A 26,235-nucleotide genomic window follows, 5' to 3' on the forward strand; every position below is an offset into this window, starting at 1 on the left:
CTTTCCCCGCCAACTAAAAACGCGGGACTAGAGATACCCGACACCGACCAAAAGAACGGGCGGTCACCGGGAGGAGATGCAGCAGTGGACAGGAAGAGGGTGCGCTCTACCAGGGGCAGTTGACGTACGAGGTAGCTCCGGCGAGCCACCCACCTGCCGGCGGGAGATAGAACTGGAATGAGGCGCACCCGTTCGGATACTGGGCAGCAATTGCCGTCCGGCGCGCCAGGACATCAGCCGACACGTCGATCACGGTCTCCCACCCGGGAACGGGGATCATGACGTTCGCGTTCGAGAGTGCCGTCACGATTCCACTGTCGCGGGCCGCCACGGTCAAGGCGTGGCCCAGGGGAACCTGCACCACCGGTGCACCGTACTGCGCCGGAACCGGCCCCTCGAACATCACGGGAGCAGCCATTGCGGCCGGGGCGGTAGCGAGCAGAATCCCGCCGACAGCGAGTGATGCAGCCGCGGTCGTGGCTGCGATTTTCTTCGTGCGAGTCAAAGACATGATGCTCCTTTGAGGGATGGAATAGTGGAAAGTGTTGGGTAACAGCGCCAACGGCGGACCTGCACGGCAACCGAGATAGGCGATTGCGGGCGCGGAATGCCGTTGACGACAGTCCTGGATCAGAGCCAGGTGGGATCGGAGTACACGAACACACTGTTATCGGCCGTCGCCGTCGACACCGCGAACTGCGCGTACGAACGGATCGTGACCGGGCCCATGCACGCATCGACCTTGACGTGCACGTTCTCCGCCGTGATCGAGGCTTTCGCGGCTTCGAGGTCCTTCTTGCCGAGCGGGATCGTGGTGATCGTGCCGGGGGCGATGGTGGTCTGGATGCTCGGGTTCACCGAGGCGTTCACGCCGATGTTCGCCGACGGAACCCCCGAAATGCTGACCCCGACGGACGGGCCGAGGGAAAAACCAAGTCCCAGGCCGAGGCCGGAGGACACATCGATTTGGCAACCGATCTGCAACCCCTGCTCGATATAGCCTGTCTTCACCGCAGAATTGCCGGCTCCGGAGATGGTGCCGGTGACCTTCGCCGACACGAACCCCTCGCGGGTGAACGCTGTTGTCGCCAGGTTCGGGACCGGGTTCGCCGAAAGTTTGGTAGCCGCCAGATCCAACGTCCAACCGTCGTCGGTGACCGTGCTCGCGAACTTGTCCGGCAACGCCGTCGGGGTCGCCGACGCACTGGCTGCGAACGCGAGAGAGCCAGCCATCAAAACCGACGACACCGCAGCACATGTGCCCATTGCCTTTCCGATGCGTCGCTTTCCTGTCAAGGTACGGATGGTCTCGGTGGTGGTGGTGGCCATGGTCGGTCTCCCTGGGGTGAGTCGAAATCCCCGCAACCAGAGCGATTGCGGAAACTTAACTGAACGTCTGACCGGGACGCTACAACACCGCCTGCATGCCCGACTAGCCTCCAATGCCCGAATCCATCCGCCGAAAGTCGTACTCGAAGTTACGGAAACATTTCCCGAACACTCGGACCAGGCGGTTTGTTCACGGGAAGGGTGTGACGAGCCTCATGATCACGAAATGGTGACCGATGGTTCATGGGCAGTGATTATTCGGCAACCCGACACCGATAGGTGTTGACAGCCGGGACGAGGGTTATCTCGTCGCGGCGGTGCGGCGAGGTCCGACTGCTGCTTCGGCGAGTCGGGCGTAGCCCGGTGAGTCGGCGGGAACCTTCCGGCGTTGATCGGAGATGCGCAGCTTCGCGGCGACATTGGCCAACAGTTCCAGTGAGGTAGCGGAGAGGCCATTCGCGGCCAGAAGTAGGTCTTTCAATTCCTGGTCGTCGAGATGGTCGACGATATCGGCGTCCTGGGCCTCGACGAGGCCGCGGTCGCCGGCCCGGGGGACGGTGAAGAAGTATCCGGGGGAGACGCCGAAGTAGTCGGCCAATGCGGCCACGACCTCATCGGACGGGCTCGTGCGAACACCGCACCGCAGTTGGGAGAGATATGGTGTCGAGATCCGACAGCCTCGCTCGAGAAGGCCTCTCGCTACCGCTGTGTTCGTCAAACGCCGCCCTCGTCGGGCTGCGTCGACGGTGGCGAAAAGTTCGTTCAACCGGACCTGGAACACGTCCTCGCCGGCTACCCGCCCGACCATCAACTGACTCACTTTCTTCTGTCTACCTTTCGTGCTGCGAGGTGAGAATGTCAGCGAGATAAGCGGATGCCCGGTCCTGCGACGCGCTGCGGGACCGCGCGGCCGGGACCACCCACACGCGAGAGCTTCACCGCAGGTTGCGGGCCGGGTCGAGCAGTAGCGTCACGGTGCGGAATTGTTGTTCGGCACTGGCTGCTAGAAAGGCACACCGATCCGCGCGCACGCCCGAATCCGCAGTGGCCGTGTCCTTGTCGGCTGCGGCCGGACAGTCGAGAGAGGTGAACCGGTCGACGCTGCGGTCGAATATCTCGATCGGTGAGGAACTCTGACCTGTCCACGCCCGCGCCAGACCAGCTGCAGTCGATTCGTCGATACTTCGCACCAACGCGGACTTGCGACCCAGGGAGTCCGCGCACAACGATGCCTGGAAACGGCACGAGAATTCGACTTCGGTACCGAATTCGGCGCACTCGGATGCGCACCGCTCACCCGCGCCGGCACTCAGGCTGTCGACGGAGCCGGCTCCTGGCGAGCAACCCGCTGACATGATCGCCGCGACCGCGAGAGTACCGATCGCACATCGGCGAACAACGGTGATACGGACACGGTGATGCACGGTTTCCTGCATGCCGGGTTCAGCTCTTCTCTACCAGGCGCTTTCGGCGTTGAAGATGTTCCCCTGATTGATCGCGGGGTCGACGAGATACAGCCCGACACGACCGCCGGGGTGCGAGGCTGCCTCGTCGACGAACTGATCGCCGGTGACCGGGGTCCATGCTCCGGTGTACCAGATGGAATCGTGCGGCAACCCGACAGTCCAGGCGTCGCCGAATGCGGCGTTGATCAGATTGCCCGCGTTGATCTGGCTCGCGACGACCGTCTCGTGGTGATCGAGAATGACTCCGACGTAGCCGTTTCCCGATACCGGAGTCGCCGCCGAGGCAGAGCCTGCGCCGGCAATCGCCACAGCTCCAGCAGCCGCCGGGATGGCCAGAGCAGCAACGATCTTGAGTGCACGCGTCATCGAATGAGCCTTTCCTCGTTCGGATCCAGCCAAATGGTCGAACCCGAGTTCTCGAGACCCGGAACGGGGTTCCCGTGTCTCCAGTGAACGACACGCGGCAAACAATCGGCAACCTTTCGGGGTTACTTGCGAGTCAGATCACACCAGCAATCACCATTCGCCGACCGTGTCGATGGCGGATGCCCATTCTGTACGAACGATTCCCCGCCGGTGAGACCTAAGGCGGGAATCAGGCTTCGCCCAATGGGCTTGGATCCAACGCCGATGCGCGCAAGGTTGCTGGGTGGCATTGAAAGAGGAACTTATCCCATGGATACCGGTTGTCCGGTTTACAATCGTGGCCGCACGGATGATTGACCGCGCACCGAAAGAGGCCATCTGGGTTGTGTGCTCAACGCAGGTGGCGTTTAACCGCCCCGGTTCGACGTGCAGGGCCGGGGTCTCGGTCGCGGTGCTGTGAACAGTCGCCACAGTGGGGTGGACGTTGCCACGCCATCGTCCGGACTCAGGGTTGTTGCAACTGAGCATAATGCCACCCGAAATGCATCGCCGATAACATATAGTATGTCACTCTGTTGATGAAATACGTTGCGCTGTAACAAAATATGTTCTCCGCAAATGTGCATTGACGATAGCGCGGCAGCGTCGCTACCAGAGTGAGAGCGGACGTCCTGCAGCCTCGGCCGCAGCGATGCGCTTTTCGACTGTGTCGACGTCCAAGTTCTGTTCGATCCCGGTACGGATCGCGGCGGCGATGGCGCGAGTGCGACCCGCGGGTCCTCGAACGTCGGCGAGTGGGCTGGCGATGTCGCGTCGCCGGAGCTCGTATTCGCTGCGGTTGCTGCGATTGGTTCCCAACCGCATGTGTGCCGGGTTGGTGCAGCCGGCGAAGTCACATTGATGGCACAGCACCGCGTCGTCGGTGTTGGACCATCCCAATCCCGAGATGACACCGTATTCGAGTTGGTAGGCGAATAAATGCGCTGGCACTGTACCGCGGCGAGACGGTCCGGGCAGGCTCGCCGCTCGGAAGGAGCCATGCCCGGTCGATGACACCCCGCCGGTCCAGGTCCAGCACAGATTCCGGCGGCGGTAACGCTTGGACTCGAAGCGAGACACGACGGCGGGATCGTCGAGCCATGAACGCCACAGACGTTCGGGAATTCGTACAGGCTGGGGCTGCCCGATCAACGTCATCTGAAACGCCGATGAGCCGGGGGTGTTGTCGGGCATGCCAGGCAAGGGCGATGGAGCATCGTTGACGAACGTCATCAGCTGCTCCTGACCGATCCGGACTGTTACCCGAACCGACTGTAGGAGTGTGCACCGACAGGACCATGCTCCACGCCGGCCTCGGACGGACATGGGTAACAGCTCCACGATAGTTTCGATAAGGATCGGCAGGCGGCCATATCATGCTTTTCAGCTGATTAACTATCGTATTCGCCGAGTGCCGTTCGAAAGATGAAGTTAATGAATGAACCAGCGAATTAGAGAAGATTTCGAGACCGTCGTAGGCTGGGATCTCTGAAATTCTGCAGTACTCGGTCGGACGCTATCAAGGTGATCGACGGATTGTGACTATTTGGGTACTACCGTTCCAAGATTCTTCGTGCATGTCGGAGTAAGGGTTCGTCGATCATTTCTCCTTGGAAAGTGAAAACATCTCCTCTGTGGGCGGTTGCGTGTTTGAGTACCGATTTTGCCCATTCTAGTTCTTTCGCTGGCGGATTGAACTCACTACGGATTATCGGTACGTGTTTCGGGTGAATGCACGCTTTTGCTTGAAATCCCATATCGGCTGCTTCGGCGGTCTCTCGCTGAAGCCCGGCGATGTCATCGATTTTTACGTGAACGCCGTCAATTGCTCTTTTTCCGGCGCTGGCCGCTGCAAGTAGCACCATATGGCGGGCCTGTGCGACCACCCCGTGATAGGTGCCCGACGAGGAGCGGCTCCGGCGGCCGCCGAGATCGGCGATGAGGTCCTCTCCGCCCCAGAGTAGACCCGAGCAATGTGGATGGGCGGCGATCTCCTCCGCGTGCAAGATACCCGCGGCAGTTTCGCAGATGGCGATGACGTCGAAGCCGATGAGATGATCGAGATCGCTGGCGTGTTCGACTTTGGGAACCATAATTTGGACACCGCCTGCGGCTCCAATTGTCCTTATGTCTGCAGCGTGCCACGATGAACTGATTGAATTGATGCGCACCACTGCAGATTGCAGGGCTGGCAATGCTGACGCCACCGCTGTGCGGGCTGTGTCTTTGTCCTCCGGTCCTACAGCGTCTTCTAGATCGAGAATCGCGACATCAGCATTGCGGTGAGCCTTGACGAATCGATCGGGACGATTCCCTGGACAGAACAACATGGCCGGGCCGACCAGTCCGGCGTTCATTTCGCGTTCCTCTCTGGCGCCACCACGATGAGCGCTGCGCGGGTGGCGATAGCAACAATCGCACCATCTTGGTTGCGTGCAGTGTGCTCGAAACGGACGATGCCGGCGCCGGACCGAGACTTCGATAGCCGCTTGTCGACCACGCGAGTTGACGCGTAGAGAGTGTCGCCCGCGAATACGGGGGCCGGAAAATTGATTTCGTTGAACCCGAGATTGGCAACAGTTGTGGACTGTGTCATTTGGCTTACGCTGAGTCCTACCAAAGTCGACAAAGTAAACATGCTGTTGACGAGACGCTGTCCAAACTCGTTTTGGTTGCTGGCGTGAGCGTCGAGATGAATACTCGCTGGATTCATCGTCATGGAAGAGAAAAAGGTATTATCGGAATCTGTGACTGTGCGCCCGGGAGAGTGCTCGTAAATAACAGTCGTATCAAGTTCGTCGAAGTAAAGCCCGCGCTGTCGCACGAACGTGTACGGATTGTTCACGGTTTCCTTGTCCAAAGTAGTTTCTGAGAGGGAAGGGTTTCCCTTATCTGATTATTCGATAATGGGTGAAGTGTTAATTTATGTGATAAATTGGTAGGGTATGCCCATCTTGCATTGAGCTGCGCTTTTGTGTGATGACGTTAAGTTCAGTTTATCGAGACTGGATTCTATGATTTCAGAGCTAAAATAGAAGATAATTGAATGCACAAATATGGTATAGTTCCATATTTTATGAACCTCTGGGGTAGTAAGTCCGGGCGGGAACTCACTACCCCAAAGTGAATTTGTTACGAAGACTAAACGCGAGATTCTGTTACCACGCCCTCGTAGTTGATGGAGATGGCCTGTTTTTCGAATTGTGCGATGTCCTCCTCGACAGCAGCAAGCTTCGCTCGGACACGTGAGTAGGCATCAGATCCCAGAGGTAGCCTGAACGGTGGATTTGGAGATTCTGCGATCTCGATGAGAACTGCCGCAGCCTTCTTCGGATCTCCGGGTTGGGTACCGTGTGTCTCGGCGATGAATGACCGCGTTTTTCCGCAAGTTTCAGCGTAGTCGGCGATGACTTTTTTGGCGTAGTGCATCGACGATCCACGGAAATTGGTGCGTAGTTGGCCGGGCTCAACCGCGGTAACTTTGATGCCCAGCGGAGCAACTTCGACCGAAAGTGACTCCGAGATTGCCTCGACACCGAATTTGGAGACGGAATACATCCCGAAAGCTGCGGATGCGTGGAATCCGCCCACTGATGAGATGTTCATGATGTGGCCCCGGGAGCGGCGGCGCATACCGGGTAGTACGGCTTTGATCATGTTGAGCGTGCCGTAAAGATTTACCTCGATCATGGGAGCAAATTCTTCACGCTCACCTTCTTCGATTGCTCCGACGAAACCGAACCCGGCATTGTTGACCAGTACGTCGATACTTCCGAACTTTTCCTCTGCCGATGCAACTGCGGCAGTTACCATTTCGGAGTTGGTCACGTCGAGTTCCACAGCAAGGGCTGTCTCGGGATATTCATCGACGATGTCCGCCACTTCGGACGTGGATAGGGAACCGACAGCAACGCGATATCCCGCGCTGAGGAGTGTTTCGGCAATTGCGCGACCGAATCCCGTTGCGCATCCTGTGACAAGCCACACTTTCTCGGGTGGAATATTTAGTGTAGTCATTTCTTATTCCTTTGTATTGTTTCGTATTCCGATGTTGAGTTTCGACTCCGTGAGGAGGCGAGTTTCCCGTCCGCAGGCGTGGCCGTGCGAGGCAACTATCTGTTGGGCCGCTTCGCCACAAATCGACCTCCGAGATTTTGCCCTGACCGTACGCCATTTTCTGAGTAAAGAATCCCGTATAACTCGAACTTGCTCCTAGGCTCGCATATCGAACAGGTAGTCGACTGGATTCTGATGTAGCACTGTATCCAAATCTTTCTGCGCGACACCACGTTGTAGAAGTTTGGGAATCACTTCGTTATGGATGAGTTGATAGTTCCAATTCGGCATTCGTTCTTCTTTGAATGTGCGCCCGAAATCGTCGATGAAGTGCTGCATGGTGCATGCCGAGTCGTGGCTCATCACGATATTTTCCGCCAGACCGGCATCAAACGCAGCAGTCAAATTATCGAGATACTGCGAGACCGGATATAGGGCTTCCAGGCCGATGCGGTCAAATCCGACGAAGGCCCCCTGATCAGCTATCCAGCGGTGATAGTCGAGATCGGTGGATTCTCCGGCATGACCGAGGACAACTTGTGTAGGGGACACGCCACGGTTTGCGAGGAATTGGAGAGCGTATCGACCGGACTGATTGGTCCCGCTGGTGTGAATGGTGACAGGGACACCGGTTTCGGCATGTGCGTCGGCAACCGCTGCCAGCACGCGGTCAGAAATTACTGTCGAGTGATTGTCCTCGACGACACATTTGATGAATGCGGCTCTGACGCCGGTCTCGCCGATGCCGTCCTGAATCTCGCGAAGGAACATCGAAAGAATCGGTTCTGGGCCACCCATCTTGGTTCCGGGGCCACGGAGCGCGAATACCCGAGGAGTGTCGTGCATGGTGAACACGCCAGTCGCGACGACAACGTTGAGGGGGATATCCTTTTTCATTCGGTTCAGCCGCGTTATGTCTCGGCCTAACCCGAGTACGGTACAGTCCACAATGGTATCGATTCCGTGCGCTTTGGCAGCTTGAAGTTTCACCAGAGCGTCGGAAACAATGGCATCTTCATTCCAGAGCTGGGCGTTTTCGTGAAAATACTCCGTATTTGCCGTGATGATATGTTCGTGGAGCAGCGTAGTGCCGAGTTCTTCAGGACCGATTGGGCCATGGAGCGTTTCAAGTGTCTTTCTCATGTTAGCAACCTCTCAACAGTGTTGTTTTGCCATGTCGGGTTTGTCTCGTCAGCGATAGGCTGAGTACGGCTAACTCTTCGGAAGTTTCATCACGACGGTCTTGATTTGTGTGCATTCTTCGACGGCCTCTCGGCCAGATTTTGCACCATAACCGCTCAGTTTGTGACCGCCGAACGGTAGCGCCGGGTCGTAAAGGCTGTAGCCGTTGACCCAGACCATGCCGGCGTCGATCGCGTTGGATGTGAGATGTGCAGTCGTCAGGTCGCGGGTCCAAATTCCCGCGGCCAGGCCGTAAGGAGTCGCATTGGCCATCTGGACGGCTTCGTCAATCGTGTCGAAGGGCGTGACTGTGACTACGGGGCCGAAGATTTCCTCGGCGACAATTTTCATGTCGGGGGTGACGTCGGCGAAGATAGTGGGCGCGATGAATTGGCCTGTGGGCCGTGCTGCATCGCAGATGCGTTGGCCGCCGGTGATAAGTGACGCGCCTTCGTTTACACCACTGTTAATGTAGCCCTCGACCCGATCTGCTTGTGTCGTGGAGATCAAGGGGCCGAGCTCGGTACCGGCGTCGAGACCGTTTCCTACGACGATGCGCTGGGTGAAGTCGGTCAATCGATCGAGAAACTTACGGTAGATCGACGAGTGAACGAGCAGCCTCGATCCGGAAACACATACCTGGCCGCTGTTGCGGAATGCTGCCCATGCCGCCATGGGCACGACTTCGTCGATGTTGACATCTCCGAAAACAATGTCCGGTGATTTTCCGCCCAATTCGAGTGTCAGATGCGCCAAATTGTGTTGAGACGATTCGATGATCGCCCGTCCAACTGCCGTGGATCCAGTGAACGAGACCTTCGCGATACCAGGGTGTTCTGCGAGTGCTTGACCAGCAGTGCGACCCACGCCCGGCACGACGTTGAGAACACCAGCGGGGATGCCAGCATCAAGGGCCAATTGCGCCAACCGTAGCGCGGACAGCGGGGTCAGCTCCGAGGGTTTCACGACGACAGAGCAGCCGGCAGCGAGCGCGGTCGTCACTTTCAACATCATGTTGATCACTGGGCTGTTCCAAGGGGTGATGGCGGCGACTACGCCCAAAGGTTTGCGCACTGTGTACGAGAACGAATCACCCCCGTCAATTGAGGAAGGTATCGTGTCGCCGGTCAGCTTTGTAGTCCACCCGGCGTAGTAGCGAAGATGTGCGATCGCACGACGAACCCCGTTACGTGAGCCGGCCAGAGGCGCGCCGTTATCGAGCGTGTCGATGACGGCGAGTTCTTCTAGATGTTCCTCGACAATGTCCGCGAAGCGCAGCATGGCCAGTTCGCGTTCGGCAGGTTTCAATGCCGTCCAGCGGCCGAGACCGTTATGGGCGGACGTCACTGCCATGTCGATTTCCTTGACGCCAGCGAGATATGCGCGCCCCAGCAACTCGCCCGTCGCGGGGTTCCGTGTCTCGATAGTTTCATCGCTCTGCACAGAATTGCCGTCAATGATCATCGGGTAATCCTGCTGCTGCAGGAAGGGGTAGGTAATTGCTGAACTCACGAGACAACCTCGATTTTTGTTTGGGCAGTGTTGGTTCCCAGCACGGAGATGGCCCACGCCGCCACCTCGTCAGGGTGAGTGGCAACGGGTATACCCGCGGACGTCATTGCCTCGACCTTGGAAGCATATGACCCGTGGTTGCCGCTTATTATCGCTCCCGCGTGGCCCATCGAGACCCCGGTTGGTGCGGTTCGGCCTGCGAAAAGTGCCATGGCAGGTAGGACGGATTGGGATAGGAGTTCGGCGGCCTTTTCTTCGTCATTTCCGCCGATCTCACCGATGACCACCACTGCATCGGTTGTGGCATCATCGATCACGGTAGGCAAGATCTCGGCAAAGGTGGTGCCTTTGACACGATCTCCGCCGACGCCGATCCATACCGAGACTCCGATCTGTGCTGCGTTGAGTGCGTTTACCACCTCGTACGAAAGCGTCCCGCTCCGGGAAAGGACAGCGCATCGTCCTGGTCGTACGAAATCTGTTGGCATGAAACCCATTTTGAGGACACCCGGAATCACGAAGCCGGAGGTATTGGGTCCGATGAGCCGCATTCGATATTGGTTTGAAACTTGTATCGCACGCGTAGCGTCCTGCAAGGGAATTCCCTCTGTGGGGCAGACGAGAAGTTCGATCCCGGCTTCTGCTGCCTCGACAATTCCACTGACGGCGAACCGAGGAGGCAAGAAGGCAATCGAAGCTCGGGCCCCCGTCGCTTCGACAGCTTGCGCGACAGTGTCGAAGACCGGAATCCCGTCGACAGATTCTCCGCCTCTACCCGGAGTGACTCCGCCGACCACACGCGTTCCGTACTCGATCATCTGGTCCACTTGCACTCGCCCGATCGACCCGGTGAGACCTTGAACGAGTATCCCGTTTCGCAGTTCGTGCTCGAAGATTGTCATCGGCGCGTGCCTTCCTGGATGGGTGCCCGATGGTCGCCTAGTACGAGGCCTCGATCGCCAACGACGGCAGTAACCTCGGCAAGTAGCTCTGGCAGTTCACCGACAGTCGTTATTCCTGCTTCTTCGAGTTTGGCGCGAGCTGCCGGTGCGCCACGCCCCTTCAGCCGGGCGACAACGGGACTGTCCAGAGGAACGCGGGCCAGCGCACCCAGGAGATCAGGTACGAGGTCGTCGAGGTTGGTTACTCCCGCAAAGATGTTGATTACCAGGCACTTCATGCTGCTGACTGCGCGGAGGTCGCGGAGGGCGATCTCGAAACGCTCCTGTCGGCCAACAGGAGCGCCGGTACGGATATCGCAGAAGTTGATGGGGCGATGACCAGCATCTGTAAGGAGATCTAGTAGCAACATCGTTCCGCCGGCGCCGGTTGTAATCAGGCCTACGGCTCCAGCGGGGTCGAGGATGAGTAGGTCGAACTGTCGATGATCGGTGGCTTTCGACGATTCCGAAACTTTCGTTGCAGCCTCGTCGGGGATGATACGGACGTCGCCGGCAATGAGATCACCATGGGGCGTGAGGAATAGCGGGTTCACCTCGACCAGAGAAGCTCCGGTATCGAGGAAAGTTCGGTACAGAGCGGTCGCGACTTCGTGGAGTGCTTTGAAATGGCTACGGTCGATTCCGGCGTCGGACGCGACACGCAGTACATGCCATTCCTGCAGACCCAACCCAGACGGAATTTCGACGGTTTTGACATGCCCGGCCGCTCCGGTTTCGACGTCGATACCTCCCCGACCGCTCACCATCAGCACCGCGGATTTTTTCGATGGGTCGATTGTGAATGCGATGTACAGCTCCATCGAGTCGGCTACGAGGGCTTCTACCAGTACCGAATCCGCCACAAACCCTCGAATGTCGGAGCCGATCATCTCAGCCGCGACTCGGGCGACCTCAGTTGCTGGCACCACCGAAATTCCGCCGGATTTGCCGCGTCCGCCGATCGGGACCTGGGCTTTGATCACGACCGTGTTGCCGAGTGCGTCCGCGATTTGCGAAGCCTTCTCCGGGGTGGTCGCAACTTCCCCAGCCGGGACCCGAATGCCCTGCGCCGATATCAGCTCTTTGCCCTTGTGTTCGAGTAGTTGTCTCACAGCATTCCCTCTGCTGATTTGAGGAGATGGCGTGCGATGCCGTTTCGCTGTACCTGGGGGGTGCCGCCGCCGAGCGGCCCATATCGGGCCCAGCGGAGGTACCTCTCGGCCGAGTTCTTCTGTAGCCAACCGTGTCCACCGAAAATTTGCATGACATTGTCGGTCACCGTCAGCGCCATCTCATTCGCGAGTGTCTTCGCCACCGCAGCCTCGTACCGAGACGGGAATCCTGCGCCTGCGCGCGCCGCCGCGCGGCGTACCAGTAGTCGAGCAGCTTCTATCTGAATGGCATTGTCGGCCAACATCCAGCCGATACCTTGGTATTCGTTGATTGGTCTTCCGCCTTGGTGGCGATGAGAGGAATATATGACCGCCGCATCCTGCGCACCCTGCGCGATTCCGACTGAAATCGCGGCATTCAAGGTCCGTTGTCCGTTGAATGCGGTGAGCATCCGGGTCAATCCACCTGCTTCGACCAGGACATTGGACGTAGGAACGAGGCAGTTCTCAAATGTGATTTCGTAGAGACTCTCGCCTCCCAGCGTGGGCTGTGCCTCCCCGATCGAGACCCCCGGCGTATCGCGCTCCACCAAGATCGCTCCCACGCCCGAGCTGCCGGGTTTCCCGTCGTATCTCACATATACGACAAAAAGCTGAGCAACGTCACCACGAGAAATCAGCGCCTTCTTGCCGGAGATCAAGTAGCTGTTGTTCGACGATGTCGCGGTGGTCTGAAGTGCGTTCAGGTCCGAACCGGTGTCCGGCTCGGTAATACACACGGAGCAAATGAGCTTGCCCTCCGCAATGAGAGGCAAGTATTTCCGCTTCACCGCCTCTGTTCCGTATACAGCAAGCGCGCGGGTTTGGACGCCTAATTCTCCGAGTGCAGCCATTGCTGTGGTGTAGCAGGTACGCGAAATCTCTTCGAGAATCACAGCTGCGTCCAACCATGTCCCGCCTCCGCCTCCGAATTCGACTGGAACGGACATGCCGATGAGGCCGGCGTCGGCGAGGGCTTGGATGTTCTCCCAGGGAAATTCGCCTGTGCGCTCCCACTCGAGCGCGCGCGGCCGGAACTTTTCCTCGGCAAGCTCACGGGTGCGGTTTCGCAGTTCTTCTTGCCGAGCTGTCAGCTCGTACTGCAGCAGTTCGTCGCGATCCTCAGCTGCGAATTGTGCCTCAGCACCCTTCGGGTGTTGTGCGTATTCTCCGTTTGTTCTCATCAATCCTCCTGAGACTTAGGGGGTTGCAATATGGCGCGAATGCCGATCCGGCTAACAAACACCACGAACTTCAGTGGTGCTCTTCAGCGTAAATGCTGGTAAACGCAGTATACCGTAGTATGCAGTAGTATACAATGGCATATAGTATGGTGAATTTCTTGCATGGCAGTGCGTAGTGCACACGCCCCACTCGAGTGTGGACCCTGACGATCACGGGAGATGTTCAGATGCCTTTACCGGAGGAAAAACTGCCGGGCGCCGGACCGCGGGCCAATGCGCTCTATCGACATCTGCGGCAAGCGATTATCAGCGGCGAATTGCTCCCTGGTGAACGAATGGTCGAGCACCTGATCGCTGAGCAGTACGAGGTAAGCAGAACGCCAGTGCGAGAGGCTCTCCATCGTTTGTCTGTCGATGGGCTGGTGCAAGGTACAGCGGCAGGCATCGTGGTTCGCGAAATCACGATCGATGAACTCTCTGAAATTTTCGCGGTGCGTGAAGTTCTCGAAGGTCTCGCATCGAAGCTTGCAGCTACTGCACGAGGTGACGTGGACCTCTCGTTGCTTCGTGAAACGATGACCCAACTGGAAAAAGCAACTCGAGTTGGTGATGTGGACGGTGTGAGCCACCTGGGCAAACTCCTGCACAAACAAATTGGTGAAGCTGCCGGCAACAAATACTTGGCCAAACAGCTCGATGATCTGCGTGGCTTCGTCAATCAGCTTCAAGGCAGCACCTACACGGAGATCGGGATGCCTGAAGTGGGGCTCGAGGAGCATGCGCGGATTATCGAAGCGATAGTTGCCCAAGACGGCGATTTAGCTGAGCGACTTACTCGCAATCACTTTCAAACTATCGCCGAGATACGGTTGTTGCGAGCGCGAAAGTCTCGCGTTTTGCCACGTTGACGAGATGTCTGCGAGGATGCCGGGCGCCGTCAACCCTGCAATGACTTTCCCGCGGTCTCGCGCGTGAAGAACACCGCAACTCCTGTAATCGCAAGGGCTGCAAGCATATACAATACAAAAGACCAGAACGAACCTGTTGATGCGATCAAGTAGGTGGCGATCAGAGGCGTAAGTGCACTGCCGAGCACTGCACCCATCTGGTAGCTGATCGAAACGCCGGAGAATCGCACTCGGGTACCGAAAAGTTCGGCGATCCAGGCCGCCATGGGGCCGTAGAGGAATGATTGGAACACCATTCCGCCCGCTACGCCCACGGCGATCAGTGTCGGTGATCCGGTGTTCAAGAGCGGGAAGAAGGCGCACACCCAAGCTGCTGTTCCGATGACGCCGATTGTGTACGTGCGCCGTCGTCCGATCCTGTCGGAGAGTGCCCCGGCAAAGGGGACGAGCACCAGCTGAAGCGCGGATCCGATCAACACTGCGACGAGGACGATGCTGCGATCCTTGCCGAGTTCATTTGTTACGTAAGTCAGCGAATACAGAGCGAACGTGTAATAGGTCGCCTGCGATCCTATGCAGAGACCGATTGCTCTGACGATGGAGCCTGGCGCAGACTTGACGGCCTCGACCAGAGGCTTCTGAGCGCGATCGCCAGACTCCTTGAGGGCTTCAAATTGTGGCGATTCCACGACCTTCGATCGCATATATGCTCCGACGATCAAGATGGCGACACTCATCAGGAATGGGATCCTCCACCCCCACGAGAGAAACGCTTCGTCGGAAAGCAGTGCGGATAATCCGAGGAAAAGTCCTGTCGCAGCAAGGTTTCCGACTGGAACGCCGAACTGTATCCAGCTTGCCAATTTGCCACGTTGTTTGTCAGGAGCGTGTTCGACGATCATCAGGACGGCTCCTCCCCACTCGCCACCGACCGCAAGTCCCTGGACCAACCTCAGGGCAATCAGCAAGATCGGTGCCGCCATGCCCCACTGTGCGTAAGTAGGCAGTATCCCAATGGCGATGCAGCAGATGCCCATAGCGGTCAATGTGACGACCAAGACTTGCTTGCGTCCGTACTTGTCGCCGTAGTGGCCGGCGATGAGCCCCCCGATTGGCCGAACGACAATCCCCAGGCCCCACACCATGAAGGACAGAAGTGTGGACACGAGTGCGTTGTCGCCTGGGAAAAAGAGTTGCCCGAACACAAGCGCTGAAGCAATGCCGAATACGTAGTAGTCGTACCACTCGAGTGATGTTCCGACAGTTCCCGAAAGGACCACCCGTCGTAGGCCCGAATCGGGACGAGCATGTGCATCAGTATCTTGTTTCATTACTTCACTCACGGATCCTCCAGAAGCATCGGCATGCAGCGGTATACCGTTGCATGCCACTGAATGTAGCTGTTTAATCGACTGTGATGCAAGTCCCAATTCTGACCTCGCGAAACAGGACATCCACCTGTTCGGGTCTCTTCAAATGGCATGGCCTCGGTAGTGACTGAGATTGGATATTTGTCGTTGTGGCATCAGCCCCGGACCGTAAGTCCGCGTGTTCAGGGCGTCAGCCGGAAGGGCAGGCCGAACATCCGGTGTGGATGGCCGAACATGTGCAGGCACTATCTAGCAAGCGTTACATGTATGCTGAGGACGTCAACAATTACTCTATGCTGATCTAATTAAACAGCCACAACGGGTTCTCTGGTGTTGCTGATGTCGGGGCCATCTCAGGGGGCGTGTTCGTAGCTACCCATGGGTTGCTGGGATGCGCACGGCTCACCGTGACGCTTTCGTAGTCGCTGCGGTGCGCTAGTCGGGGCGAAAAGTCGCCGCCATCGACATGCTGAATTGCGAACTGAGCGTGCTGATGCCCAGGTATCGATTCCGCAGTGTTACGAAAACAACTCGAAGCGATTGCGCACCTCTTGGGCTTTGGGTCATCGTGTACCTCTGCGATGTCTGAGGGCGAGTGTGGTGCGGAGGGGTTCGACTTCGGTGTCCGCTTTGCCGGGTCGGGTCGATGAGCGGCGTTTTTCTCGACGGTGACAAACGCGCTCTGAGACGAGATGGTCGTTCCCCGTTGATATCGGGATGGCGGGAAACTGCACCCGGATGAACGACTTCCACAGCTCGTGCGCAGACTCGGACTTTCCGAGTGCTGACCTGGCGATGACAGTGGATGCGTGGATTGCCGGAGATCGACACGGTCCTGAGAACGGCCGGCGGGTGGGCTCCGCAGTCGTGAGAACTCCGGACTGAGGATGCGCTTTCATAGCATCCGCAAAACAGGGGCTGTCGAACATCAGATTATCGGACGGTCAATCAGGAGGTAGCAATGACGTACGGTCAGGTGCGCGCCATCCCATCGTCGGCATTCTCATCCATGCCACTTCTGTCGCCGTTGACGAATTTCGACGACGCAAGTCGCTCGGTCGTGTCCTACCTCGACGAATATCTTCCGCTGGCACTGTGGTCGATCACGCGGTTCGACGGGTCGAATCAAATCGTTCTCACCGTCTCACCCAACCCACTTCACATCGAAGTCGGCGAGACCCGGACTTGGCAAGACACCGTGTGCAGCGAGGTAGTCCTCGGGAATGCGCCGCCAGTCTCATCGAATCGCGCACTCGTACCTGCACTTTCCCGAGATGACAGGTGGGAAGGCATAGGCGCATACGTCAGCATCCCCATCCTTCACAACGACGGCAGTCTCTTCGGCACTCTGTGTGGCGCCGACCCGATTACGGGCGACTCCGTACTCGAGGACAACTTGGCCCTCCTCACTCTCCTGTGCCGACTCCTCGGAACGATTCTCGATGTCGACTATCAGCGCGCGCAGTCAGTGCGACTGGCCGAAACTGCGCAACTCGATGCCGAGACCGACCCGTTGACAGGTCTTCTCAATCGGCGCGGGTGGAATCGCATCCTCGAGGCCGAGCAAACTCGGTACCGCCAATTCGCCGATCCGGGATCTATCATCATCGTCGATCTGGACGGCATGAAGACCATCAACGACGAACTCGGTCACGCCGCGGGTGACGAATATGTTCAACGGGCCGGCAAGATCTTGGCAGCATGCGCGCACCCTGGTGCGGTGGTTTCACGGTTGGGCGGAGACGAGTTCGGAATCGCTCTGCCCGATACACAGCCGCGCGCCGTCGACTACCTGGTCGAGTGTTTGGAGAAGGCGTTCCGGAATGCCGACGTCTGTTGTTCGATCGGTCGAGCCGACTTTTCCATGTTCCAAAGCCTTTCCGAGACTTGGGATACGGCCGATGCCGAGATGTACCGCCAGAAACGGTTGAAGCACTGATTCATGCCCAGTTGTCACCGTGAGCGCGATCCCGGGTCCTCGAACGTCGGCGAGGGGGCTGTCGATGTTGCCGTCGCCGAATCCCGTATTCGCTACGGTTGATGCGATCGAGCCGAGAACACCACAGACGTTCGGGAATGCGTACGAGCTGTGGCTGCCCGATCAAAGCCATCTGGAACGCCATCGCCTGCTCCCCACACTCGATCCGGACTGTTACCCGTGCTGACTGTAGGAGCATGCACCGACAGAATATGCCTGACTACAGTACGGCGGCAGCAGTTCAACGAGAGATATTGTCGGCCAGCAGACTCGCCGACTCTCCCACCCGAAACGCCCTGTTCTGATACCGCCCCCAACGCTCGTTGACTGCAGAAAACAGGCAATGATCAGGTAGAATAGACGGTGTGCAGCTCCCCTGCGCACCACCACGCTCGCCCGAGTCGACGAAGGAGCGCCGGTGACCACTGCACGCAACGCACAGTCGCACATGACCGAAGCCCAGATCGACCGAGCCATCGCCGCCGCCACCGCCGGACACCGCATGGCCGGCATGGAACCCAGCGAATACGGCATCGAAGTCGGACGACGGCAACTGCGCGGAGAAATCACCGGCGACGAAGCAGTCGCACTAGTCCTCGCCGAAAACCGCCGCCGCCGAGCTGCCCGCAGTTGAAAGACCCGTACCTCGACCAACAAACTCGGGCACACCGACCCGCAAGCACTCCTCGAGGTGCCGTTCTCGAAGGCAGAGAGCGCTTGGTATTGCGGTATAACGTCTGCGCCGCCGGGGATTCCGGTGGTGATCGTGCGAATGATTTGTGGGTCGGCGGTGAGGCGGGCGAGGGAAACCATACCGTTTTCGAACGCTTCCAGTCGACTGCGGCCATGGTCCATGGCATCCAATCCTTCGGCGACCCAGTCGATGTGGGAGATTCCGGCGCGGTCGAAGGCGCCATGCACACACCAGCGCGCGAAAGCGCGTTGATCGGTCTCGTCGAGTTGTTCGATACGTTCGACGAGTTCGCGGTCGAATCCTGCCATGTGGCGGGCCGCGTAGAGCGATTCGAGGCGCGGTGGCAAGGGGCGGTCACGGAAATCCGCACGTTGTGCGCGGTCGGCATCGGCTTCGGGGCTGTAGACCCTCGACCTGAACCGGATCGCCGTCGGGCCCGATGATGGTGACGATGCGCCTGTCGATGTCGTCCGATGTGGGCTGGTTCGATTTCTCAGTTCGTGTGCCCACCATGAGAGATCGAGCGCGTGGTCGTCGTGAGTACTCGACGGAGAGGGGTCTGAGTTGCTTGGAAGTTTCGAACGATTTCGATTCGAGTTGTTTCCGTCGCTCTGCTCGCATCGCGGTTGCGGAATTCTGCGCGTCGTTTGGCTTGTTCCGAGCGCCGAAGGCGATCGTGTTCGAGCCTTCGTTCCGTCGGCGAGCTGACGGTCCAATCTAGTTGGGTTATTCGCCAACGCAGGAAAGCGCCTGGTCGTGGGATGTGGTTGGGCCAGGTCCAGCCTCGTTGTTGGGTGTCTGTGGTGAGTTGGTGTGCGATGTCGCGTCCGGTCCAGCGTGTGGTGTCGATTCCGGTTTGTTGGAGGGTGTCGCAGATTGTTCCGATGTGGCCGGCTGGTTTCAGTGCTGGTGCGTGGGAGATGAGTTCGGCGGCTGCGCGTTGGAGGTGGAGGGGTCGGGGTGTGGTTGTTGGTTGGTGTGTTGTCTTGCCCGCGTGTGCTTGTGTGCGCGTTGGTGAGATCTTGAAAGCAAGAGCTTTAAGTGCAAATCCCCCGGAGGGGGATAGGGGGTCACGGGTGCCGGATTGTGGATGGTTCCGTGTGGTGGTTTTGGACCGGTATGCGTTGGTGCGCAGTGTGGCTCGGGAGGGTTTTCTGGGTTTTGTGAAGGGAGGGGTGACGGTGGTGGCTACCGTTCGGGGTGTGGTGAGTGCCCAGGTCGATGCTGCGCGGAATTGGCGGTGGCCGTGGTGTGATTCTGCGGCCATGGCTTCCAGGCGGTTGAGGTAGCGGCCGCGGACGAGTTCTACTGCGACTCCGAGTGCGGTGAGGACTCGTCGGGCGCGTTTGACGGTGGAGGTGCTCACTCCTGCACGGCGGGCGATGGTCTCGCGTGAGGCGGTCACTGATCGTCCGGTTGCGCTGTCGGCGAGGGCGGCGTGAATGACGGCGACGGCGTAAACGGCTTCGGTGCTGGTGGTGTGGTTTGTGCAGAGTGTTGTGCCGGTGGGGGAGTTGAGGTGGGTGCGGACTTGGTGTTGCCAGTGTGTGCGGCTGGTCCAGGTGGGGGTACGGCTGTAGGTGCCGTCGGGGATGGGGAGGGACCAGGAGTTTCCGCGTTGGTTGCTGGTTCGGTTGAGTGTTTCGATGCGGGTGACGTTTTGGGTGGCTTGTTGTACGGCGTGGGCCCATTCGTCGTCGGAGACTGGGGCGTGGCGTGTTGATGGTGAGCGGTCGAGGATTGTGTTGTGTGGAAGTGTTGAAGCTGGTTCAGGGTGTGCGTTATCCTGAGATGTACCTGTCACAGGTAAATCCCTTCATGTGAGTGAAGAAGTAGTGCAGTACAGAAGGCGGAGCGGTTACTTCGGCTTCCTCAGTGACAGCGAGCCGGGCATGGCTTGCTGTTGATTTGGCTCAGTGTGTGGCGAACCCCCGTAAGGGGGTTTCGTCGTTTCTGGACTGCGTCTATGGAGTTGTGTGTCAAGGTCTTTCGGATGTCACGCTGGGTGGTGGCGGTCTCCCTTTTCATCGGTGTTCGGGTCAGGCCGGGTGTTTATCGAGGTCAGTTGCCGCTGGCGGTCTGTGACGGACGCCGGCCCCCGATGTGCGGATCTGTCGCGTGTCGAATGTCAGGAACGTGTGGGGCGAAGCGAAAACACCGCTCCCACAACACCTGCACACCCCAACGCGACAGCGAGAACGAGCGCAATCACGAATGATTCGCTCGAACGGGGATGTGCAGATCCAGAAGCCCGCGCAGTGCAACCGCGACTTCGTGAATCTGATCGACCGACGCAGTTTCCGGATCGGAGGCAACGAGATCTGCCACGTCGATGAGGTTGTCGCGTAACCCGACGGACAAATCGCGCGGGCCGGCGAGTGCGTCGACGGTGTCCCGGACGATCGTTTCGGCGAGTTGGCGTACTTCGGCCATCTCGGCGTCGGTGGGGAAGGTGATGCCGACTTCTTTCAGGAGCGCTGTGGAGGCGGTGCTGATCATGGATTCGATCAGCGGCGATCGATGCGGTGTTGTTGTCATGATGCTGCCCCCAACTGCATGGAAATAGATGATGCGGTGGTGCACGTGGGATGAATCCAGTGTTCGACGGCCGCAGTGATAGTCGTGCGGGCGGTGGCGGCGTCCTGGGCGGTGATGACGGCGGTGAATGCTGAGGTGACTGCTTCGATCCCGGAGGTCTCGAGTCCGTTGCAGTGGTCGAGTCCGTCGGTGATCAGCTCCAGTGCAGTGTTGAGGACTTCCCAGTGACCGTCCTCGTGCGGGGAATGCGCTGCGATGAGTTCGGTGGTGGGGAGTTGTTCTGCGGCCCACAGTTCTCGCACGTTGAGGGGGTGGATGGGGTGGGCGGTGAGTTGGCACAGTCGGGCGGCGGGGGCGCAGACGTGGTCGAGTCCGTCGACGATCGCGGTCATTCCCCAGAGCGGGTGGGCGAGGAGGTCCGCGAGCCATTGCCAGCGTTCGGCGGGAAGGCCGGTCGAGGCAGGGGAGGGGAGGGCCCCGGTACTGATCCCGTAGATGATGTCGGGGAGGGGGCGGTGGGGGTTGTTCAGTTCGTCGAGTAAGCGGTGTGTTGTCATGTGGGGCAGTCCAATCGGGTGACGTCGAACGAGACTGATGTGCAGGTGGGAAGGTTCGCGGCATCTGTCGCACCGGTACGGAGAGGTGCGAGGACCGCGGCATGGGAGGGGTCGACCCTCAACGGGCCGTGGGCGTCGATCAGATCGTGGGCATGAAGAACTGCGCGGGAGTCCACGTCGATCAACCCGTACACATCCGGTGAGTCACCGATGTCCGGGTGATCGTGAATGAAGGTGCGGCGACTACGCAGGCGGCCGGCGACTTCGACGAGAATCCACAACCGGTCGTAGCGGTCCCGGACAGGGACATGGCCGTGCGTGTCGGCGAGGATTCCGTACACAGACCACGCTGATTCGAACGACGTCAAGATCAGCGCCGCAGACTCATCTGATGCCACTGTGTCGAGTGGCCGTGTGAAGACCGGATCGAACGACCCCACTATCGGGGTCACGCAGCGCTCCCACGAGAAGTACCGCGATGCCCGTCGACCCGCCGATAGTACGAACGCAACACCGCATCCGAGGTAATCGGCCGGCCACGATGACTGAACGGCACACCCGCCCAAATCATCGACCGAGGCGGAGTACCCGCCGCCACCATCGACGACAACTCCTTCCGGCAATCCGCCAAACGAGGGCACCGGAAACACTCAGCCTGCGCATCCACACCCGCGCGATACGAGCCCTCATCCAGATCCCACGATTGAGGATCGACCGCGCACGCCAACACCGTCGGCGGCGGCACCGCGGCCCTCACGCGGCCACCTCCGAATCCCGGCGACGGCGCGTTGCTGTCGTCAACGACTCGTACAGGCCCAAACGTTCAACGTCGACGATATTGCCGTGACTGTCATACGCATTGCCCGCCATGATCATTCGCTGCGGACCATCCCCACGTTTCACCGACGCGGCCGCATCAATACGGCACTGCGCCAACAACGGGCACACCTCACACGAGGAGATCGCGCGGCGCCACTCCACCACCGTGCGTCCATCCATCTCCCACGAACGTGACTTCCCCGCGCACAAACCCTTACCCGGCTCGGCACCAACAATCGGCACCACGCCCCGAACCTCCAACTCCACACGAACAGCTCGCACAGTCGGGCACACATCGCACTCCGACGAGAAAACGAACCCGCACCGCGCGCACCGACCAACCCGATCAGGATGATGCGAAGCAGCAACCCGAAGAAGATCGTCAGTACTGAACTGTGGCAATACGACCACCGATGTTCCCCGGCCCTCACGGTGCGTCAACTCACGCAGCGCGGCCGCAGCCTCCGGGCACAACGGAACAAGCTCCGAAACACTGAAACCGCAACCATCGCAACGCCCGCCGATCGACGAATGCCGCGCAACAAGCCGACGAAGCGTCAACGTCGACAGCGCCACATACCGGTTGCGGAACACGTCATCCGGACCTGATGGGTCCATTAAGATAGACATCGCAGAATCCTTTCTGCATCTGAAGAAAATGCTGGACGGGTTGCATCCCGTTTGGTCTGGTCCCTCGGTCGTTGGCGCGACTGGGGGACTCTTTCGTTTTTGCTCTAGTTGTCTCCCTTGAGTTCGTTGACTACGACCTGACCGCCATCTAAAACCGGTCATCTAAAAATAGCCGCGTGTGCGAATGGTATCGAGGAGGCGGCACAGTGTCTACTAATGACAACGAGATGCGAAGGGTGCTGGCTGTGAGTCGGCGAGTGATGCGGGGGTTTTCCCCGTCACGTCTTGTGGCTGCGCGCCGCACTGCAGGGCTGTCACGTGCGGAATTGGCGCGGCGGGCAGGAGTGGGTGAAACAACGATTCGGCGCTGGGAGCAGTCGAATTCCTCTCCGCAGGTTGATCTTTTGGCGACTGTGGTGGCGGAGTTGGGTGTAGAGATCGCCGATATCGTACGAGTGCCTGAGGCTGACAGGTATCCGGGTGATTGGCGCGTCTTGAAGGGTTTGACCCAACCGCAACTTGGGATGCAGGCTGGCTTGCGGACACCGATCGTCGGAGGCATCGAACGGGGCGAAATTCCCTTGTCAGACGTCGTGGCGGAGAAGCTTGCCCCGGTTCTAGGTGTCTCGGTTGACGAGTTGCTCGCTGCGCATATGCGGGTTCGTCATCGGGGGCCTGAGGCGCCCGCCTAGGTCCAGGCTTCTCTTTGGTCGCCTTCGCTGTTGTGCTGACTGATGAAGATAGGTCGTTTCGGCTGCGGTGGGTCACCGCCTGTCAGTCCTGACTCTGTAAATCATTGCTGCCCCTCACGGTCGAGGTCAGCCTAAAACTGAAAACTTACTATTGCAAGTTGCATTGGATAGCGAGACTTGCCAGTATTGGAAATTGAACATTGGACCAGTGCGCCCATCCAGCACGGCGGTTGAGGACGGAGGGACGAACGATGAGCACATTCGCAGAACGGCTCCGACATCTCTTCGACACGGTGCACCCCCGAGGTCGTGGTCCGTACACGCAAACCGAGGTTGTGGACATGATCCGCTTCGGCGGCGGCAAGATGACTACCGGTTACATGTCTCAACTGCTGAGTGGTAAGCGCCAGTCACCGGGCGTAGAAACGGTTCGCGATATCTGCAACGTCTTTCATGTTCCGATGGACTACTTCAGTGACGAAGAAACGTATGAGTTGGTCAAGCACACCATTGCCTGGATCCAGGATGTTCGCGACAGTGACCGTGAGCAGGTTGCAGCGCGTGCGTACGACCCGTTTCGGAAGATGATGCAGTCCGACGATGACTAGTTTCTAAGCGATCAACGCATAGGTAATCCCGGTTGTGACTGCTCCGGCGATAGCTCCGACGATGACCTGCCCCTTGGTGTGATCACCCAAATGAACCCGCGACCATCCGATCAACGGGGTCAAGGCGAGAGCAAGCAGCCACCAAGGCGACAGCGCAAGCGCCAAAACTATGGTGACCCCCGCTGAAACTCCAGTGTGCACGCTGACTTTCCAGTGAAGAACACTAGTGATCAATGCAGCCACTACCAGCGCCGCCAAACCGGCAGTCATGAACGCGATCATCTGAATGGCTGCGCTCGCGACAATCTGAATGATCAACCCAACCAAGGCAACTGCGAGCAATACAACAATGAGCAGGTGTCGTTCGCTAATGCTGGTGACATGGTGGTCGCCGATTTTCGACTTCCGCATCCCGTAGAGGATGACGCACATAGGGACCACACCTGAGCAGATCGCGACGAAGATTCCCCACCCTGGCGCCCCGATGGAGCACCCGAGGATCAATGAGGTCACGATGTTGATGACCCAGGGCGCGCCGACCTCGGTAAGTAACCGTGCGATCCGGTCCTGTCCCGAGGTATCCCCCTGTACTCGTGTTTCTGTCATTGCTCGCGGACCAACTTTCGTTCGATTTCACGGGCGTACGCCTCACCCAGTTCTCGCGCCCAGCGGACATCTGAAGTGGCTGCCCGTGCTCGGAGGTTGTCCGATCCCAGTCCCTCCGGAATCCGATCAGTAATAATCCATTCCACAACAGCATGTGCTACCTCTGTCCGGCTCAAGGCTGCACCTTGGTTCGGTAGAGCCTGTCGCTTGGCTTCCAAGCTCAGCGCGTCCAACAGTTCCGCTGCGCGATCGGCGGTCCGATCTGCGGCGCCGCTTCCGGGCTCGGATGGCCGTAGGGCACCAGGCCAACGGGCAAGTAGCTCGGAGTGAAGGTCGTCAAAGGCCCGAAGTTGCGCTCGTGAGATAAGCGCGGTTCCAATCGCTGTAACCAAGACTCCCGCTGCGACAAAGAGAACGCCGACAACGGCCAGTAAGCGCGAGATAGCAAAGGGTGTCGGGGTCGGATCGATCAGTCCCCACCGTACCGACCCCAGGTAACCAATTCGGAGTGCGGCGTATGCGCTGAGTGCTGCGGCTCCGGGGGAAATGATGATGAGCCCCCAGCCGGTTGCCGTCCGCCGGTCTGCCTGCCGAATAGCGATGATCGTCACCATCAAGCACAACAGAAACGGATAGGCCATGCCCAACATCAGGCCCTCTGCGTAACCCGGAAGAAATGCGTATTGGTTGTCGAAAGTCCGGTTGTCGGGGTTCGATGCCGGCCACGGAGTCTTGAAGAAGAAGTAGAACGAGAGCGCTGCGGTGACAACTGACAGTGAAATATGTAGCCAAAGTAGCTTTTTGAGATGCTGGAAGCTGGTAACGGTTGTGAACACAATGGCCGTGCCGACGCAGATACCGCAGACGAGCAGCATTTTGGTTGTTCCGGGTATGCCAGCCCCGAGTGTGACTCTGACAGCGCTCTCGACCGTTTTCACGTTGAGCGCCATATGAATCGACATACACAGTAGAACGATGATTGCACCCGCCAGAGTCCATGACCTGGAAAACCACCAACGCTGGATCCGGGTGGCCGCTGCAATGGCGAGTACTGCCGCCGCGAGAGCAGTGATCAACCGAGTGCCTCATCCAGTTGTGAACGAACCGACGGATTCTGCGCGCGCCGTGTGACGTGAAGCCGGCGCAGAAGCAGACTCCCGAATGCTTCAGCCTTGGCTTCTTCCGTCGAGACGGTGTCCACACAATCGCGTCGAAGCATCAGAATTCCAAGATCACGCAATGCGGGTGGGAGGAAGTCGGTGGCCAAATCGATGGCTGGCCTACCGGAGTGGTTCAACGCGATATGTCCCAACTCATGAGCAATCGTTCGGTCGCGCGCATGAACCCACCCTGCACAGGACACTTCATCGCGGTCGTGGTGCCGGACCCATTGACCAAATACACCTGGCGGGAGGACCGCGTCGTCCAGCACGGTGAGTGGGCGTCCACGGTCGCGCGACAATGCTTCGGCCATACCTTCAAGGGTTCGCGCTTCGTCGCCTACGGCAATGCGGAACAGGCGCTCGACTGCTCGAGCGACGGTTTTGTCTGCCACTTCGGGGCACCTCCTTACCGAGTATCCCCTACGGCCCCAACCGAACACCGTAGT

General features: G+C 58.8%; 28 protein-coding genes. 6 read left to right on the forward strand and 22 right to left on the reverse strand.

Annotated elements, in window-relative coordinates; all coding sequences use genetic code 11:
- Positions 1-106: 106 nt before the first annotated feature.
- From ABIE52_RS02875 to ABIE52_RS02940, 14 genes are all read right to left on the reverse strand, one after another.
- Positions 107-511: a hypothetical protein gene (locus ABIE52_RS02875; RefSeq protein WP_069147201.1), complete on the reverse strand. Its 405-nt coding sequence runs from the start codon at positions 509-511 to the stop codon at positions 107-109.
- Positions 512-630: 119 nt separating this feature from the next.
- On the reverse strand, positions 631-1,266 hold the full coding sequence (locus tag ABIE52_RS02880; RefSeq protein WP_354541456.1) for an MspA family porin: 636 nt from the start codon (positions 1,264-1,266) through the stop codon (positions 631-633).
- A gap of 364 nt (positions 1,267-1,630) precedes the next feature.
- Entirely contained in the window at positions 1,631-2,149 is a 519-nt protein-coding gene (locus ABIE52_RS02885) for a helix-turn-helix domain-containing protein (protein ID WP_354541432.1), read from the reverse strand.
- A 115-nt stretch (positions 2,150-2,264) separates the two neighbouring features.
- Positions 2,265-2,765 (reverse strand): hypothetical protein, encoded by a 501-nt coding sequence (locus tag ABIE52_RS02890; RefSeq protein ID WP_019750010.1) that lies wholly within the window; start codon positions 2,763-2,765, stop codon positions 2,265-2,267.
- An 18-nt stretch (positions 2,766-2,783) separates the two neighbouring features.
- Positions 2,784-3,161, reverse strand: coding sequence for a hypothetical protein (locus tag ABIE52_RS02895; RefSeq protein WP_019750009.1), 378 nt, complete (start codon positions 3,159-3,161; stop codon positions 2,784-2,786).
- Positions 3,162-3,809: 648 nt separating this feature from the next.
- Positions 3,810-4,433, reverse strand: coding sequence for a hypothetical protein (locus ABIE52_RS02900; protein ID WP_192713612.1), 624 nt, complete (start codon positions 4,431-4,433; stop codon positions 3,810-3,812).
- A 320-nt stretch (positions 4,434-4,753) separates the two neighbouring features.
- The gene (locus ABIE52_RS02905) at positions 4,754-5,557 is read right to left on the reverse strand and encodes an HpcH/HpaI aldolase/citrate lyase family protein (protein WP_192713613.1); all 804 of its coding nucleotides are present in this window, start codon (positions 5,555-5,557) and stop codon (positions 4,754-4,756) included.
- Entirely contained in the window at positions 5,554-6,045 is a 492-nt protein-coding gene (locus ABIE52_RS02910; RefSeq protein WP_192713614.1) for a MaoC family dehydratase, read from the reverse strand. Before ABIE52_RS02910 ends, ABIE52_RS02905 begins: the two co-directional genes overlap by 4 nt.
- Positions 6,046-6,341: 296 nt before the next feature.
- Positions 6,342-7,217 carry an oxidoreductase gene (locus tag ABIE52_RS02915; RefSeq protein WP_192713615.1) on the reverse strand — a complete coding sequence of 292 codons (876 nt, stop codon included), beginning with the start codon at positions 7,215-7,217 and terminating at the stop codon, positions 6,342-6,344.
- A gap of 195 nt (positions 7,218-7,412) precedes the next feature.
- Entirely contained in the window at positions 7,413-8,399 is a 987-nt protein-coding gene (locus ABIE52_RS02920) for a phosphotriesterase family protein (RefSeq protein ID WP_192713616.1), read from the reverse strand.
- A gap of 69 nt (positions 8,400-8,468) precedes the next feature.
- Positions 8,469-9,950, reverse strand: coding sequence for an aldehyde dehydrogenase family protein (locus ABIE52_RS02925; RefSeq protein WP_354541433.1), 1,482 nt, complete (start codon positions 9,948-9,950; stop codon positions 8,469-8,471).
- Positions 9,947-10,852 (reverse strand): succinate--CoA ligase subunit alpha, encoded by a 906-nt coding sequence (locus ABIE52_RS02930; protein ID WP_192713617.1) that lies wholly within the window; start codon positions 10,850-10,852, stop codon positions 9,947-9,949. Before ABIE52_RS02930 ends, ABIE52_RS02925 begins: the two co-directional genes overlap by 4 nt.
- Positions 10,849-12,003 (reverse strand): ATP-grasp domain-containing protein, encoded by a 1,155-nt coding sequence (locus ABIE52_RS02935; protein ID WP_192713618.1) that lies wholly within the window; start codon positions 12,001-12,003, stop codon positions 10,849-10,851. Before ABIE52_RS02935 ends, ABIE52_RS02930 begins: the two co-directional genes overlap by 4 nt.
- Positions 12,000-13,226 (reverse strand): acyl-CoA dehydrogenase family protein, encoded by a 1,227-nt coding sequence (locus tag ABIE52_RS02940; protein ID WP_192713619.1) that lies wholly within the window; start codon positions 13,224-13,226, stop codon positions 12,000-12,002. The genes ABIE52_RS02935 and ABIE52_RS02940 overlap by 4 nt, the downstream gene beginning before the upstream one ends.
- Before the next feature lie 227 nt (positions 13,227-13,453).
- On the opposite strand from ABIE52_RS02940, the gene ABIE52_RS02945 reads away from it, so the two are divergent.
- Positions 13,454-14,134 carry a GntR family transcriptional regulator gene (locus ABIE52_RS02945; RefSeq protein WP_192713620.1) on the forward strand — a complete coding sequence of 227 codons (681 nt, stop codon included), beginning with the start codon at positions 13,454-13,456 and terminating at the stop codon, positions 14,132-14,134.
- 29 nt (positions 14,135-14,163) lie between these two features.
- On the opposite strand, the gene ABIE52_RS02950 is transcribed toward ABIE52_RS02945, so the two are convergent.
- Positions 14,164-15,477: an MFS transporter gene (locus ABIE52_RS02950; protein ID WP_354541434.1), complete on the reverse strand. Its 1,314-nt coding sequence runs from the start codon at positions 15,475-15,477 to the stop codon at positions 14,164-14,166.
- Between the two features lie 988 nt (positions 15,478-16,465).
- Between ABIE52_RS02950 and ABIE52_RS02955 the strand changes: the two genes are divergently transcribed.
- The 3 genes from ABIE52_RS02955 (at position 16,466) to ABIE52_RS02965 (ending at position 18,619) form a co-directional block, all read left to right on the forward strand.
- A complete protein-coding gene (locus tag ABIE52_RS02955; protein WP_192713621.1) occupies positions 16,466-17,443 on the forward strand; it encodes a sensor domain-containing diguanylate cyclase in 978 nt (325 codons plus the stop codon).
- 457 nt (positions 17,444-17,900) lie between these two features.
- Positions 17,901-18,116 carry an antitoxin VbhA family protein gene (locus tag ABIE52_RS02960; protein ID WP_007734780.1) on the forward strand — a complete coding sequence of 72 codons (216 nt, stop codon included), beginning with the start codon at positions 17,901-17,903 and terminating at the stop codon, positions 18,114-18,116.
- A 212-nt stretch (positions 18,117-18,328) separates the two neighbouring features.
- Positions 18,329-18,619, forward strand: a complete 291-nt coding sequence (locus tag ABIE52_RS02965; protein WP_192713622.1) for a hypothetical protein — start codon at positions 18,329-18,331, stop codon at positions 18,617-18,619.
- 1,765 nt (positions 18,620-20,384) lie between these two features.
- Here ABIE52_RS02965 and ABIE52_RS02970 read toward each other — a convergent pair.
- The 4 genes from ABIE52_RS02970 to ABIE52_RS02985 form a co-directional block, all read right to left on the reverse strand.
- Positions 20,385-20,714, reverse strand: a complete 330-nt coding sequence (locus ABIE52_RS02970; protein WP_058228564.1) for a hypothetical protein — start codon at positions 20,712-20,714, stop codon at positions 20,385-20,387.
- Positions 20,711-21,271: a hypothetical protein gene (locus tag ABIE52_RS02975; RefSeq protein WP_192713623.1), complete on the reverse strand. Its 561-nt coding sequence runs from the start codon at positions 21,269-21,271 to the stop codon at positions 20,711-20,713. The genes ABIE52_RS02970 and ABIE52_RS02975 overlap by 4 nt, the downstream gene beginning before the upstream one ends.
- Complete coding sequence (locus ABIE52_RS02980) at positions 21,268-21,723, reverse strand: hypothetical protein (RefSeq protein WP_354541435.1); 456 nt, start codon at positions 21,721-21,723, stop codon at positions 21,268-21,270. The genes ABIE52_RS02975 and ABIE52_RS02980 overlap by 4 nt, the downstream gene beginning before the upstream one ends.
- Before the next feature lie 301 nt (positions 21,724-22,024).
- Entirely contained in the window at positions 22,025-22,336 is a 312-nt protein-coding gene (locus tag ABIE52_RS02985; RefSeq protein ID WP_192713625.1) for a hypothetical protein, read from the reverse strand.
- Positions 22,337-22,947: 611 nt separating this feature from the next.
- Here ABIE52_RS02985 and ABIE52_RS02990 point away from each other — a divergent pair.
- Positions 22,948-23,412, forward strand: a complete 465-nt coding sequence (locus ABIE52_RS02990; protein WP_192713659.1) for a helix-turn-helix domain-containing protein — start codon at positions 22,948-22,950, stop codon at positions 23,410-23,412.
- 251 nt (positions 23,413-23,663) lie between these two features.
- Entirely contained in the window at positions 23,664-24,020 is a 357-nt protein-coding gene (locus ABIE52_RS02995) for a helix-turn-helix domain-containing protein (RefSeq protein ID WP_192713626.1), read from the forward strand.
- A gap of 3 nt (positions 24,021-24,023) precedes the next feature.
- Here ABIE52_RS02995 and ABIE52_RS03000 read toward each other — a convergent pair whose 3' ends face one another.
- Genes ABIE52_RS03000 through ABIE52_RS03010 form a run of 3 tightly spaced genes read right to left on the reverse strand, consistent with a single transcriptional unit; the run spans position 24,024 to position 26,181 of the window.
- Complete coding sequence (locus ABIE52_RS03000; protein WP_182263366.1) at positions 24,024-24,626, reverse strand: phosphatase PAP2 family protein; 603 nt, start codon at positions 24,624-24,626, stop codon at positions 24,024-24,026.
- A complete protein-coding gene (locus tag ABIE52_RS03005) occupies positions 24,623-25,702 on the reverse strand; it encodes a hypothetical protein (protein ID WP_192713627.1) in 1,080 nt (359 codons plus the stop codon). The genes ABIE52_RS03000 and ABIE52_RS03005 overlap by 4 nt, the downstream gene beginning before the upstream one ends.
- The gene (locus tag ABIE52_RS03010) at positions 25,699-26,181 is read right to left on the reverse strand and encodes a hypothetical protein (protein ID WP_192713628.1); all 483 of its coding nucleotides are present in this window, start codon (positions 26,179-26,181) and stop codon (positions 25,699-25,701) included. Before ABIE52_RS03010 ends, ABIE52_RS03005 begins: the two co-directional genes overlap by 4 nt.
- Between the last annotated feature and the right edge of the window lie 54 nt (positions 26,182-26,235).

This window comes from Rhodococcus sp. OAS809, assembly GCF_040546695.1.
Lineage (GTDB): Bacteria > Actinomycetota > Actinomycetes > Mycobacteriales > Mycobacteriaceae > Rhodococcus_F > Rhodococcus_F qingshengii.